At 60.4% G+C, this 13,541-nt stretch carries 9 protein-coding genes; 4 read left to right on the forward strand and 5 right to left on the reverse strand.

Annotated elements, in window-relative coordinates; translation table 11 throughout:
• The first annotated feature begins 220 nt into the window (after window positions 1-220).
• The 3 genes from AC1PZ7_RS07440 to AC1PZ7_RS07450 are packed head-to-tail and all read left to right on the forward strand — an operon-like array spanning window position 221 to window position 4,244.
• A complete protein-coding gene (locus AC1PZ7_RS07440; protein WP_482358844.1) occupies window positions 221-2,380 on the forward strand; it encodes a helix-turn-helix domain-containing protein in 2,160 nt (719 codons plus the stop codon).
• 2 nt (window positions 2,381-2,382) lie between these two features.
• Window positions 2,383-2,967 (forward strand): hypothetical protein, encoded by a 585-nt coding sequence (locus tag AC1PZ7_RS07445; RefSeq protein WP_482358845.1) that lies wholly within the window; start codon window positions 2,383-2,385, stop codon window positions 2,965-2,967.
• Window positions 2,964-4,244 carry a hypothetical protein gene (locus AC1PZ7_RS07450; RefSeq protein WP_482358846.1) on the forward strand — a complete coding sequence of 427 codons (1,281 nt, stop codon included), beginning with the start codon at window positions 2,964-2,966 and terminating at the stop codon, window positions 4,242-4,244. The genes AC1PZ7_RS07445 and AC1PZ7_RS07450 overlap by 4 nt, the downstream gene beginning before the upstream one ends.
• Here the strand turns inward: AC1PZ7_RS07450 and AC1PZ7_RS07455 are convergent.
• The 3 genes from AC1PZ7_RS07455 to AC1PZ7_RS07465 are packed head-to-tail and all read right to left on the reverse strand — an operon-like array spanning window position 4,241 to window position 9,325.
• Window positions 4,241-6,145 carry a UvrD-helicase domain-containing protein gene (locus tag AC1PZ7_RS07455; RefSeq protein ID WP_482358847.1) on the reverse strand — a complete coding sequence of 635 codons (1,905 nt, stop codon included), beginning with the start codon at window positions 6,143-6,145 and terminating at the stop codon, window positions 4,241-4,243. The two genes, AC1PZ7_RS07450 and AC1PZ7_RS07455, sit on opposite strands and share 4 nt — an antisense overlap.
• A 2-nt stretch (window positions 6,146-6,147) precedes the next feature.
• Window positions 6,148-8,130, reverse strand: coding sequence for an ATP-dependent nuclease (locus AC1PZ7_RS07460; RefSeq protein ID WP_482358848.1), 1,983 nt, complete (start codon window positions 8,128-8,130; stop codon window positions 6,148-6,150).
• A 13-nt stretch (window positions 8,131-8,143) separates the two neighbouring features.
• Window positions 8,144-9,325, reverse strand: coding sequence for a Fic family protein (locus tag AC1PZ7_RS07465; protein WP_482358849.1), 1,182 nt, complete (start codon window positions 9,323-9,325; stop codon window positions 8,144-8,146).
• Between the two features lie 100 nt (window positions 9,326-9,425).
• Here AC1PZ7_RS07465 and AC1PZ7_RS07470 point away from each other — a divergent pair, with 100 nt between their 5' ends.
• Window positions 9,426-10,052, forward strand: a complete 627-nt coding sequence (locus AC1PZ7_RS07470; protein WP_482358850.1) for a hypothetical protein — start codon at window positions 9,426-9,428, stop codon at window positions 10,050-10,052.
• Between the two features lie 351 nt (window positions 10,053-10,403).
• On the opposite strand, the gene AC1PZ7_RS07475 is transcribed toward AC1PZ7_RS07470, so the two are convergent.
• Together AC1PZ7_RS07475 and AC1PZ7_RS07480 are read right to left on the reverse strand one after the other, a co-directional pair.
• A complete protein-coding gene (locus tag AC1PZ7_RS07475; protein ID WP_482358851.1) occupies window positions 10,404-12,158 on the reverse strand; it encodes an ATP-binding protein in 1,755 nt (584 codons plus the stop codon).
• Window positions 12,155-13,192: an SIR2 family protein gene (locus AC1PZ7_RS07480; protein ID WP_482358852.1), complete on the reverse strand. Its 1,038-nt coding sequence runs from the start codon at window positions 13,190-13,192 to the stop codon at window positions 12,155-12,157. Before AC1PZ7_RS07480 ends, AC1PZ7_RS07475 begins: the two co-directional genes overlap by 4 nt.
• Window positions 13,193-13,541 lie beyond the last annotated feature (349 nt).

A 13,541-nucleotide genomic window follows, 5' to 3' on the forward strand; every position in this document is an offset into this window, starting at 1 on the left:
ACGATGATGAGCACTACGTCTACGCTATAGCCCTCTAATGCCGCACAGCCACAGCCACGATCGCGGCCTGGATGGGAGGCGGTGTCTGGCAGCCAGTACGGCACAGCCGGACCAATGCCGAGCTACATCGCACGATCGCGCCGAATGAAAGCGGCATGCGACCTTGCATTCAAGTTCATATTGAATATATTCATCCGCACGAAGAATTCGGAGAATCATCATGGCAAACGCCGAAACAGGAACCATCCTAGCCGAGATCAGATCCGCTTCCGGGCTGACCCAGCGGCAGGTGGCCGAACGTATGCGTGCCAATCAAACGCGAGTCTCGAGGATCGAGGCGGGCGATGGTGACCCGACGGAGGCCGCTGCCTTTCTCGAGGCCGTAGGTACGCCCCAGGCCAGCGCGCTTGCAGAATTGCTCGAACTCGAATGGACGCACCTGCCGCGTCCCTCTTTGCGTCATCCGGACCTGGATACGCTTGTCGCAATCGAGCATGGGCTAACCAGGGTTCGTTCCTTTCTCGACGATGGTCAGGTGCCGACAGTTTTGGCGGGGCAGGCTCAGTTACTCGACAAGCGCCTTGAAGACGCTGGTCGTTATCTCCTCGAACTTGACCACAAGGTGGTCTATGTCGGCGAGATCGGAGTGGGCAAGACAACCGCGGCGTGTCGCCAGGCCGGATTGGTGCTCGACGAGGCGACCGCAGCCGATCTCAAGGGCATGATGTTGGATACGGGCGGCGGACGCACAACATTGTGCGACGTTCGTGTCGAGGCTGGCGAGCGATTCTCTTTAACGGTTGAGCCGGTCAGCGACGAGGAGATTTACAAGCTCGTCGGCGAAGTCTGCAAAAGCGTGCATGAGAAGCTATCAGGCGAGTCGTCGTCAACGACACCTGAGTTCAAACCAGCCGAAGAAGTCGAACGCGCATTGCGCAACATGGCTGGACTTCCGCGCCCAGCGCGCACGCGCAAGGGTGCCATCGCTGCGCCAGATCCCGCATCGGAAATCGCCAAGGAGTTCGGCAAACTTGAAGACTTCATCGCCGAGTTCGCCGCACGCCTCAGTTTGTGGCGTCGTAGTCGGCGGTCGATCGAGTTCGACGGAGTCGACCCCAAGGCAGGACGGCAATGGCTTCGCTCCACTTTTACCGCGATCAACAATGGCCGGCACGAAGATTTCTCTCTGCCTGACCGCATCACCGTAACAGTGCCGTTTGCGCTTGTATCCGACGCGCGCCTCTCAATTTCGGTGATCGACACGCGGGGCGTTGATGGGAGCGCCGTGCGTCCAGACATTCTAGGCCACCTTAAAGATCCACGGGCGATCACCCTGCTGTGCTCGAAATGGGGCAGCGCACCCGATCCGAGCGCGCAGAGCCTTCTTACCCACGTCAACGAGACCGACGCCGATCCGGCGCTGCTCAACCGGGTCGCAATCATCGCGCTCGCCCGCGTAGGTGACGCGCTATCGATGCGCCACGACTCGGGTGAGTCCGCAGAGGACGTCGATGTGGGTTACGAGATCAAGCTCGGCCAAATTGAAGACGCATTGCAGAAGATCGGACTTCCTGGGATTGAGGCGTTTGCGTTCGACGCGAGCGCGGATGACCCCGCTGATCTTACTCGCTTCGTGCTTGATCGAATTGCCGAGGTGCGCAAGGTCAAGGCCGATGCCGCGCAGGCAACCATCGCGGCGATCGGCCAGATGGTTGAAAACCGGCAGGAGGCTGCGGCGCTGGCCGCGCTCGCTACGGTAAGCCACACGCTTGATCGGTTTGCAGATCGCAATACGCCGCTGCGCGGCGCGCGGCGCGCGGCCTATGAGCGACTGCTAAGTGCGATCACCTCGCTTCATGCGCGGACGGTATGGGCCGCAGCGCGGCGCGCGGGGCGATTCTGGAATTTTGACGCCTTCCAGTATCTGGGCGACGGAGCCGCTGCCGAGGCGAAACTGCGCTCCACTGAAGTCATCGCCGGCCTAACCGCGATCATCGAGTCCGATCTCGACAATCACGAACTGAGCAGCGCACGGGGCTTTCTTACCCAAGTGCAGGCGAACGTAGCGCGATGGGAGGCGGATTTCGTCAACGCCGCACGGCATCACGCGGTCGCGGTGTATTCGCAGCCGCTTGGGCGGGCGCAATCTGTCTGGGACGAATGTGAGCGTGACTACGGCCTCGGCCGAGGCGGCTATCGCGAAGGCGTCGCTCAAATCTTGCGAAACTGGTTCGAGGAAAATGTCGAATTACGCGAGGAGTTGGAGCGGCGCGTTGCGCGCGCTTGGGAAACGAGTTTCATCGTTCCCCTCAAGCAGGCGGCGGGTCAGGGAGAAGCGGCGAGGGTCGCCAATTCACCAGTCGAACCGGCGGAAGGCTGAGCATGGTCAGCTACAGCAACTTCCATCGCCTCGATCCAGCGGTCCGCGATGTCGCCATGGAACTGCTCGCAATGGCGGACCGGCAGCAATCGGAAATGATGTCGTTTGTAACGGTTTGGATGGCATTCAACGGCTGGATGGCGGCAGTGACGGGGCGCGAGCGCGACGCCGAAATGATCAACGCGCTTGCAGCCAACCGCCGAGCAAATGCCGAATTCGACCGGCTTATGGGCGAAGACGCTGAATTCCAACGGAACGTAGAGGAATTCGCCGCGATGTGGCCGGTGCTCAACGTGCGCGACGTTCGCGCTAAGCTCGGCTTTGATGCGTTTCGCCGCCACGACCGAAATGCTCTGCTGGCGGCCTGTGTTGCCGCCAACGTCAAACAGCAGCCTATAGGTTGGGCTCCGGGCGCGGCGCTGAACTGGGAACTGCTACTGCGCACCATCTATCAGGTGCGCTGCAATTTCTTCCACGGCGAGAAATCGCCGCAGAACCCACGCGACTGGCAATTGGTCCACCATTGCGACCGTATCTTGCGATTGTTCATCGCCAATACCGGATGCTTTGCTTGGAATGACCGATGAGCACAACACTCTGGATCGACGACAAAACAGTCGCGATGACCGGCGAACGTCGTCACCGGCACAAAGGCAAGCCGATCGCACCAGGCTTTTCCCAGCCAGCGCTTGCGGGGACGATTACGTTCGGTCCCACTGCGCTTGCCGCCGCAATAGCGAGGACCGCGACCTTGCGCACCGCAGATCCCGAGCTCCTCTCGCATTACCGTCACAGCGCGCTCAGCGAGACCCGTATTCTCGTCGCGGACGGAAACGAGTTCGCGCTGACGGAACATCTCACCTCTTTGGTTGACAGCGAGCGGTCGACATTCGCCGGGCGCGTCGGTGCGGGCATTACCGATCTCTATATGAATGCGCTTGGGTATGTTTGGCGCGATAATGCCGCATGCCTCGCTTCATCGCTTAAGCCGCATGCAGACTTCCTATACTATGGTGGACCGTCGAGCGCGCATGGTGTGGTGCTTGCCGAGGCGCGTGGTTCGTTCGAAGCCAAAGCGAGCGATTCCAAGATGGCGTATGAAGCTCAGCGCAAATACTTGCGTCAGGTCCGACCCTACATCGGTGCGATGTCGCCCCATGGTCAAGTCATACACGGCTATGCGGTGGCGTTTGGATCGCGGCCGACCACGACTGGCGCCTTCTTGAGGATTTCCCAAACACAACGACCCAAGGTCAAGGCTTCGGGCAACACCTGCACACCAGACGATGGCAGCGACAATGGCGTTCCCGCAGGCGTCGCGCTTGCGTCGCATCGATCGAATTTCATCCTCTTGGACGCTCTTCCGATCGCTGACTGGATCGACTGGCTCAACGGGCTGCGCGATCTGCCAGACGATCGTGATCCGATAGCATTTATCCGGTTCGAGTATGCCGGCCGCCGCTTCCTTGCCTGTGCCGACGCGCTATTGCCCTATCATCATCCTCGCTTCTGGTTCGATGATCTCTTTGGCCTGCCGTTTTGGCGGCTGCGGCACTTGCGGCTACACAGCAGCGACGTCTCGCCGCTGCCATGTTTCGTGATGGAGGAAGATGCGGCAACCGCATTCCTGAACACGTTAACGCGAATGATCGCGGCCGGTTCGCGCGAGGCATCCGGTCTGTTGGAACTGCCGAGAACCGAGGTTGCGGGCTTTTCGTTAGATGGCGCGGATCGGCGTAGCCGAATCGCACGCGAAGACTACGACTATGCGCTGTTCGGCGACGGCCTTGCGCTTATCGCCGGTAAACCCCCGCAACGAAGCGCAGGCGTAAGAATCTGGCATCCCAAGGAGGGGCTGCATTAAGCAACCTTCACGCTCTGCACGCCCGCTTTGCCCAGAAGACTATACAACGTCGCGATCTTTGTTCGGGAACCGCGCCGCGCGCAGTAGGTGAAAATGACACGCTGTTTGGCACGGGTGAAGGCGACAAAGAACCCGGCCGTCGCTTCGATCTGATCACTGACGAAACTCCACCATGCACCATCGTCCAGACCGACGAAGATGACGCTGTGGTATTCAAGCCCTTTGCTCTTATGGATCGTCATCAGCGGAATCGCGTGAAGGCCCTCATAGGAATCGAGCGCCGACGACCAGTCGATGCCGCCGACCGACGATGCCAGCAGATGCACCGCGGCCGCATCAAGCACCTTGTCGAGCCATCCACCCTGACCATAAGCGGGATGGACCGCGATCAACCGTTCTCGACCGACGAACGCCAAGATGTCGTCCACGATGGATCTCGCCATCACCTTTGATTTTGGTGGATTGGGATGCGCGGCGCTGAGTTTGAGCGCGTATGCGTCCAGTTCGCGGGCGAGTTTGGCCTGCGCGGCCTCTTCATCAGGCGCAACACCACGAAGGGCAGCCAGCGCCTCCTGACAGTCCGTCCAGTATCGGCCGGCCCGCTTGGTCATCGCGAGGCGCAGAATGGCGACGACGAGTTCCGATGCTTCTTCCGCCAGCAGTTCTTGCAGCATGACAGCGCCAACGGTCCCGGCTTCGTTGCGCAGGGGAATACCAGCGGCCGCGAATGCCGGTTCGAGGACAGCCGCGTAATCGACGGCCTTCTGGCGGACAAGCAGAACGAAATCGCGCGGGCCGAGCTTGTGGGTCTTCATTTCGGCGGCAACGAACGCCGCCAGGCGATCCGCCTCGACCTCCGGCGTCGAAAAGTCCCAGATCGCGCAACTGTCCCCGGCGATCGTGCCCGCCGTTTTCGATACCGGTGCCACGGCGCGGGCGTCCAACGCCTGCGCCAGAACATGCTGGATCCGCACCAGCTCGGGCGAAGAACGATAGTTGTTATAGAGCGGCGTCCGTTTCCCGCCGAAGTCGGAGTCGAAGGCGGTGAACGGATCATCCATCGCCATCGCCCAGCGCATGATCTGCTGTTTGTTGTCGCCAACGGCCGTGATCACCGTATCGGTGTCGAGGTAGATCGTGCGGACCAGATCATATTGGATCTGCGTCGTATCCTGGAACTCGTCCATGAAAAGGTGCGAATAGGTCAGTCGAAGCGCGTCACGCGCCATCGGATTGACCCGCAACAGGAGTTCGGCGAGCCGCCCGATCATGGGGAACGACAGGATGCTCTTCTTGCCTTCGTGAAGCGAGGTTTGCCAGAAGCGGTCCGCGGCCCATTGGCCCGGCGTCGGCTTTGACCAACCGTCCACCGGGAGCGGCGACCCAACAAGATGACGGCGCTCGAATGTCTTCACCGCTATCGCCTGGAGGTCGGCATAGGTGCCAACTGATGCCGGAGGCGTGCCGACCGTCTGATACAGGAAATCGCGGTAATCACGATCATTGGGGAACATGATTTCGTAATCGGGCCGTGGCCGCCAGCGTTCGGGCAGCGCCTGACCAAAGCGGTCAATAAGCCCTTTCGCAAAGGCGTCGAAGGTCATCGAGTCGAAGCGCCCGGCATGATTGCGATGACAGCGCTGACGGACGCGCGCAGCGAGGTTGGTCGCGGCGTCCCGCTTGAAGCTGATCGCGAGAATACGCCTTGGCGCGGGTGTGGCGCCTGTCTGAAGGAGATAGGCGGCGCGTTGCGCCAGCAATTCCGTCTTGCCCGCGCCGGGGCCGGCGATGACGGATCGATTGTCTGTCGAGCGAACGACCTTCAACGCATTCGCTTCGAGCGCTTCCACGCCCAACGGCTTCCAATCATCGGGGCGAACCCGTCGCGACAGCACCGCCATAGCTAATCCCGCCGCAACGACTTGGCGATGTGCTTGAGGACCTCGGCCAGAACCGGAGGCATGTTCTCGGCCAGATCCTTTTTCTTGATGTGGGTCAGAGCTGCGAGATGGGTTGCAGGCTTGCTGTTGGTGAGGAAGTGATAACGGTAGGCTGGCAGAAGCGCCGGATAGTCCTTGAACGGACCGGTGTAGAGCGTGAGCCCCGGTCCCGCTGTCCCGAGCACCACTTCCGCCGCTTTGTCGGCGGCCATCTTCGGACCGCCACCCTTTGGGATGATCGCCTTATAGGCGTCCGGGAAGGCTTCGAGCATAGCCAGATCGAGGTCGAGAGGCGCTGAAAAGTAGACGCCATGCGGCTTCAGGCAACTGATCCAGCCTTGCAAAATCTTGCGATCTTCAGGGTCTTGCCAAGTGTGCATCGTCGCAAACCGTTCGTCGGACAACACGCCTCCGTCGATCTTAAGGAGCGCAGCTTTTGGGACACCGAATTCGATGAGCTTCTCGATCACCGTCTTCACCCGGCCAAAGCCGCCACCGTAGCGACCCAGATCGAGATCCAGAAGCGTCGCGTGCGGAATGCCCAGATGTTTCAGCAACCGCCAGAAATGCTGCACATGCCGCCCGCCTAATGGCACGATGGCGACGAAGGCAGGATCGATCAGGAGGTCGAGCGCATCGGCCAAGGGCGGCAGGACGATCCGTTCCGAGTCGCCTTCGACCAGCAGAACGAACCGGGCGAAGTAAAGTTCAGGATAGGCGAGCATCGCGCCACGAACGAACTTGGATGCCTCGTCAATGCCCGGCGGAATCTTGATCTTCTTGACCGTCGAGACCCGTGTCTTCGGGTCGCACCGACAGTAGCGGACCTCTCGCGGATTGACGCGGCTCAGTACCGCCGGCGAATGACTGGTGACGATTGCCTGCGCGCCACCGGCATCGGTCAGCGACCGGACCTGACGGATGATCCGCGCGAGGAAGTAAGGGGAGAGATGGTTTTCCGGCTCTTCCAGCGCGAACAGCGTGAGCGCCGGGATACGCAGGGTATCGTCGCGGAATCCCTCGACCGTGCCCGCGACAACCTCGCGCTCCAGGTCGAAAACGGCGGCAGCCAGCGCGAAATAGAACAGCGATTGCTGCCCGTCGCTCAGGGCATCGAGACCGCGTTCCTGGCCATCCGGTCCCTGCTCGAAGATGACGGCGATCTTGTTGATGACGTCCTCGAACCGGCGACTGACCAGGCTGAGCCGGGGTTTTGTATCTACGACGTCGTCGTGCAAGCCTGACCAGCGCGCCTGCAAGGCTTTGCCGATCGCGGCGATCGCCGGCTCCCCCTCGAAAGCCGTCGCCAGACTTTCGGTGGCTTCCTGGACAGCCTCCTCGGTTTCGGACGACCATTCGATCGCGCGGAGCAGGCGAGCAGCGAGAGCGCCCGTCGTAGCCTTGATCTGCGCCGCCGCGTCCCGGCTGGCAGGCGTGTAATAGAGTTGGATAAGGCCGCGATCCGACGCCGACACCGGATGGCGCTTATCCTCGGCCGGATCGTCATCGAGCGTATCGACCCAGAACAGCTCCTGCGAAACCTCGCCCTCGACCGTCCCGTCATCTTCCCATCGCGCTTCGAGACGCAGGCGGCAGACCGGCGATTTGCTCTCCCGTTCGATCTGCATATGCCGGAACGAGGGCGCGATCGTCTCCGGCGTCGCGGTGCCATCGGCCAGTTCAGGTAAACCGATCAGCACGTCGATAAACAGATCCTTGGGCTCACGATCGTCTGGATCGTCCTCTGCGCCCAAGTGGAAATCCGAACGCTGAACGGTTCGCTGCGCACGCGACACACCGAACAGCTTCGATAGGGCATGGAGCAGCGCGGTCTTTCCCGCCGCATTCGGGCCGACGACCGCCGTGATCTCCGATGAGATCGGCACCGTGATCGGATCAGGGCCGAAACAGCGGAAGCCGGATAGGGTCACAGAGTCGATACGCACAGGCTTCCTTCCGTCAGGCGGCAGTGGGGAGCGGGTCGGTGCCCTCGCTCAAGATGGCGAGATACCCCCGGTAACTGAACACGCGGCCCCGCTTGCGGCCGGTGACTTCTTCGACGATGCCGAACCGCTCCAGATCGGCGAGCGCCGCATTGACCGTGGGGGCCGACAGGCCCGTCTTTTGAACGAGCTGGTTGGCCGTCAGATAGGGATTTTGCTGAAACAGATCGTGGATGCGCAACGCCGAGCCGGCCCGATCGCTCTCCAGCGTGATGCGTTCGCGGTCTTGCTTGAACAGCTCGACGATCCGGGTGGCGGCATCGAACGCCTGATTGGCGGTGTCCGCGACGCCCGTGAGGAAGAAGTCGAGCCAGGCTTCCCACGCGCCATGTTCGCGCACCTCCTGAAGCAGGCGGTAATAGTCAGCGCGATGGGTTTTGAGGTAGAGGCTCAGATAGAGCAGCGGCTTGCGCAGCACCCCGTTGACGCAAAGATACAGCGTGACCAGCAGGCGGCCGATCCTGCCGTTGCCGTCGAGGAACGGGTGGATGGTCTCGAACTGAACATGCAGCAGACCGGCCTTGATGAGGGCGGGAAGACGCGAGCCCTCCTCGTGCATGAAGCGCTCAAGCGCATCGAGGCAGGCATCCATCTCGGTCGGCGGCGGCGGCACGAAGAGCGCATTGCCGGGACGGGTGCCGCCAATCCAGTTCTGCGAGCGCCGGAATTCGCCGGGGCTTTTCGTGTCACCGCGACCGCTTTGCAGTAGACGCGCGTGCATCTCGCGGATCAGGCGCAGCGACAGCGGCAGGTCTTCCAGACGCTCCAGCCCGTACATCATAGCATCGACATAGTTCGAGACTTCGCGGATGTCGTCGACCGGCTGACCGGCTTGCGCCTCAGTCTCGAAGCGAAGCAGGTCCGAAAGGGTCGATTGTGTGCCCTCGATCTGGGACGAGAGGACCGCTTCCTTCCTCACATACATATAGAGGAACAGTTCCTGACGCGGGAGCAGCATGGTAATGCCGTCCAGACGCCCCAACGCTCGCTCCGCCAGGCTCAGCCGTTCCAGCAGGGCCAGCACATCGATCGACGGCTCTGGCGGCAACGGCGGCGGCACGAAGGCGCGCACCATCTCGCCCGCAACGGGCGTTTCGACAAAGCGGCCTAGCCGGAGATTGGGCGCGGGTTCGGACATGAGCTGAATATGATGCTTCAGTCTTATTTAAGCAATAGGCACTTGGCTTAAATAGGAAATGAGCTAAGGTAAGCGCTCTTAAATAAGGAGCGATGTCACCATGGGCGGGTACACGCAGCGGGTCCGAGACAGTATTCTTCCGCTTTCAGTGGCCGGAACCCTGCCGGCTGCTTTTGGCGAATGGTCCTTTACCGAGAATACGGTCGATCACGAACAGCCCATCGAAACCTGCGAACTCTGCGGCCAGCAGGATCTTCGCTACCATTTCGAGATCGCCAATCAATATACCGACTCGAAGCTCTGGGTCGGCTCCCACTGCATACTTCAGTTCGACGTGGCCGTCCTTGAGAAGGGTCGGCGTCTGTCGCCGACAGAGGCGAAACGACACCTCACCAAACTGACCCAGCAGATGCAGTTGGAATCCTGCATCCGCACCCTTGAGCAGCTTGCGACGAAAGAGAGCAACCCCATCCTGTCGGGAGCACTCGATTACTATCGCAAGAACAAGAAGCTCACGCCTAAATATGCCGCCGTCGTGTTCTGGAAGCTCCAGGCCTTCAAAGTCGATCACCACCCGTCGTTCTTTCAGGTCGAGCTTCGTCGCGCGCAGCACGTCGAGGATCTTCGACAGATGCCGACCGCGCGCGTCCATCGCTTCTGGAGCGCATTGACGACGGCGCAGCGTCGCAAGGCTGTTGAACTGGGTCACGCGCCACCAGAGGGATAAACTGCGGCGATCAGGATGCACGGTTTTCTGGCTTCTCGGTTTTGCACATCCTGATCCGGCTTTTTTCTCCCGGCTCCCGCTGACGCTCACGCCGAGCGAGTTGCTTGGGGGCGCCCCCTCTGGCGCGGGCAAGGGTAAAGCGCCGGCAAGCCGGCACCGGCCGGGGTGGTCTCCCCGACCTTCCGCGCGGACACGTTTTTCAGCACATCCGTAACTCTGGAAATCCGCTTGTGCAGGCCGGGTGATCCCCTGCACCCCGACCACCCTGGCCCTTGCACCCCCCGTCTCGGCGGCGACCAAGGTTTCAGCGTGGAGGCATTCGCAACGCCGCTGATCCAATAAGTGCAAGGATCACGATGAACTATTGCGGGATTGACCGCGCAGGCATTCTACCGCCGAAGTTATAGCGGCATCATCTGGCTTAACTGATCCCCATTCCCTCCAGAAGTCGCGCGTCGCGCTGTCAGGAGCAATTTTGGGCATGTCGAGTTTGATCCTGGTGGGCAGCAGGACGGCATCGCCTAACAACAACGCCTCGCCTGTATCGAGCAAAGGCAAGATGCTCGTCAGCCCAGACAAAGAGTCTGGCATCAGGCGTTTGATTACGCCCTGATCGGTTTCATTTGTCAGACGCAACGCCAAGAAGTTGTTGCACTGGCTGAGGATCGTCCTGCTGACGTCGGAGGGTCGCTGACTCACCACTAAAAGAGAGAAGCCATATTTGCGGCCTTCCTTGGCAATCCGCTCGAACGAACCGAGCGCTTGGCGTTGCACCGCGTCGGCGTCGTCTCGCACTGGAAGGTACAAATGCGCCTCATCACACAACAGAGTGACCGGTGTTCTGGACGTTCCGCCCATCCAGAATTGCACATCATAGAGCAACCGGGCGAGCGTTCCGGTAACGACCGGCAAAACGTCCGCAGGCACTTCGGAAAAATCGATCACCTTGATCCCGCTTCCGTCGCCAGATCGTAACAGTTTCAACACTTGCCCTGCCAACCAGTCGTATTGCATCGCTGCTGGCGGAGGCGTGAACATAAAACCGTAGCGACGGTCATCCAGCTTTGCTTCAAGGCGAGACAGAAAGCGGGTCAGCTTGTCTTCCCATTCGCCCTTAACCGGGCCGGTCTTGCCTACCCCTTTCGTGGTGTTGTCTGTGTGCAGAAGTCTAACCAGTTCTTTCACATCATATGGCACCGGCGAATCGACAGTATAAGTCTTCTTGATCCCGGCCTTGCCCTCTGCGTCGAGCGTTTGCCCTTTGAGTGAGCGGACGTGTAGCGTAAAACGTGACGCCTGATTGGGTGCGTTCTGATCGCTGCGATCAAGGATCATCGACAGCATTTCATCACGGTTGAGCAGCCAGTAGGGCAGAAACAGCGTGTCATCTTGAGGGCTTTCCAAGTCGCCGGGACCGGCGATGCGGAAGCGCTCCGCAAAACCTCCGGCCGCCTTGTCGGCAAGCGGCGCGTATTCACCATGCATGTCGAACACGATGATGTTGGGAAATTTCAGTTTTGCAGCCCGCTCCAAAATCAGCGCGACCGCCCAACTCTTACCCGAGCCGGTGCTGCCGAGAATGGCCGCGTGTCGCTGGAAAAATTTGTCGCCACTCGCGATGGCGTCGGCTGTCCGATCGGCGACGAACGTACCGAGTTTGAGCCGTTCATCCGGCGAGAATCCAGCACCCAGGATGCCCATAAAGCGCTGGAGGTTTCCACCTTCGATCACGAAGCAATCGCGGTCGATTTGTGGAAAGCTGTCAGCGCCGCGCTTGAACGTATTCGTTCGATCACCTTCGACCGTCCTGAACGTGCCGATCAGGACCCCTTGAATCAGATCGGTCGGCACCGCTGCCAATAGCGCGCCATCGGCGTCTTCATCGTCGGAGCCTGGAAGTTCCTCACGGATGGTGCGCGTGACCCGCTCGGTCATGGCGATCAGATACTCGCGCTCCGTCGCCCCGCGAATGGCAACGAGTTGGCCGATCCCGATCCGCGTGAGCAGCACAGAATTCGTTACGTCGATCGCCACGCGGCTTGTATCGACCGACGCGACGCGCCCGATCTTGTCCTCTTCGGCGAACTGGAGGGCGGCTTCAGTCATGGTTCGAGCACCTCGGCAACGAATGAGCCTAGATCCCACAGATCCAGACCCGGAAAAAAGGTTTCGGCGCCAGCGGCGAAAACGCCGGAGCCTGAAGCGCCACCTTGTTCGGCGCGCTGAATGGCAATGACATTGGGGCACTCCGCCACCAGTTTTACCGCATTGTCCGACAGTTCGTAGGTCAACAGGAGCGTCGGTATGCCATTGCGGATGCGCGGCGTCAGATGCGTCTCCAGATGGTCGTCGTTGAAACCGTAACCGATAACGAGGAATCGGCTGGCGCGGTCGATCGCCGAATTGGCGCGTTCCCGGTGCCGGTCGAACGGGCTTTCGTAACCGTTGCGAAACTTGTTCAGCCCAGGTGTGATGATGAGCCGTTGAAGATCGAGGTCGCCGGCATAGCGGACAGGCTTCCCATCTCGGTGATACCAGTCAAGACTGCCATGCGGTTTGAAGACGTTTGCGCGTGGACGGTAACGATACTGTGCTCGTCCGGCTTTCAGCGTCACTTCCCGACAGAAGCTCAAACGACTTTCCTGCTCATTTAGCTCGCCCGCGAAATGGCCGACGAACAATGTATCGACGCCAAGGCCAGCTTCCTCCACGGCGACCTCGACTAGGCGATCATAGTTAGTCGTAACGACTGGAAGCCCGGTCTGCGGCTTCAACAACTGCTTCACCAGCCGGGTGAACCGGAGCGTTCGGGCCCGAGCGAATACTTCCCCAACGATTTCGCGCTCGCGCGCGGCGATCATTTCAGCCGTGCGTGCAACGATCGCAATTTCCAATCCCGGTGTCGGAGGCACCTCCAGAAGTGCGGCTTCAAGGCCCTTTGTAGGCAATAGCGGCGAGATCGCATTCCACCGATCCATGTCTTCTGCGGTCAAACCAGCGGTTACCGTCGCGTCGAGATGCACAGCCAACTCATCCATCCCCGGCAGGCCCTCCGCGCAGGACAGACCTGAGCCAACGATCGTCACAAGGCCATCTGTCAGGTGCTTCTGAAGCATTAATTTAAGGTCGTGGAGTTCCAAACGCTTCCTCACACCGGTCTTTTGAGGTGATCAATTCAATCAGTATGTCCGAGTATTCAGGGATAAACCATATCAGCTATATCACTACAGAATAAAAATCGACGATCAGGATGCACGCTTTTCTGGGCTTTGCACATCCTGACCCGGTTTTATCCCCGGCTCCCGCTGGCACTCACGCCGGGCGGGTTGCTTGGGGGCGCTGCCCCCTGGCGCGGGCAAGGGTGAAGCGCGGCAGGCCGCGCCGTCCGGGGTGGTCTCCCCGACCTTCCGCGCGGTTTCAATTTCCGCACATCCGTCATGACGGACATCCGCTTGTGCAGGCCGGGTGATCCCCCTCCACCCCGGCCGC

The organism is Ancylobacter sp. TW_SC_1, from assembly GCF_056836805.1.

Coding starts and splice junctions, on each gene's coding strand:
- AC1PZ7_RS07445 (WP_482358845.1), top strand. CDS start 2,383: ATGGTCAGCTACAGCAACTTCCATCGCCTCGATCCAGCGGTCCGCGAT.
- AC1PZ7_RS07470 (WP_482358850.1), top strand. CDS start 9,426: ATGGGCGGGTACACGCAGCGGGTCCGAGACAGTATTCTTCCGCTTTCA.
- AC1PZ7_RS07465 (WP_482358849.1), bottom strand. CDS start 9,325: ATGTCCGAACCCGCGCCCAATCTCCGGCTAGGCCGCTTTGTCGAAACG.
- AC1PZ7_RS07455 (WP_482358847.1), bottom strand. CDS start 6,145: ATGGCGGTGCTGTCGCGACGGGTTCGCCCCGATGATTGGAAGCCGTTG.
- AC1PZ7_RS07475 (WP_482358851.1), bottom strand. CDS start 12,158: ATGACTGAAGCCGCCCTCCAGTTCGCCGAAGAGGACAAGATCGGGCGC.
- AC1PZ7_RS07450 (WP_482358846.1), top strand. CDS start 2,964: ATGAGCACAACACTCTGGATCGACGACAAAACAGTCGCGATGACCGGC.
- AC1PZ7_RS07440 (WP_482358844.1), top strand. CDS start 221: ATGGCAAACGCCGAAACAGGAACCATCCTAGCCGAGATCAGATCCGCT.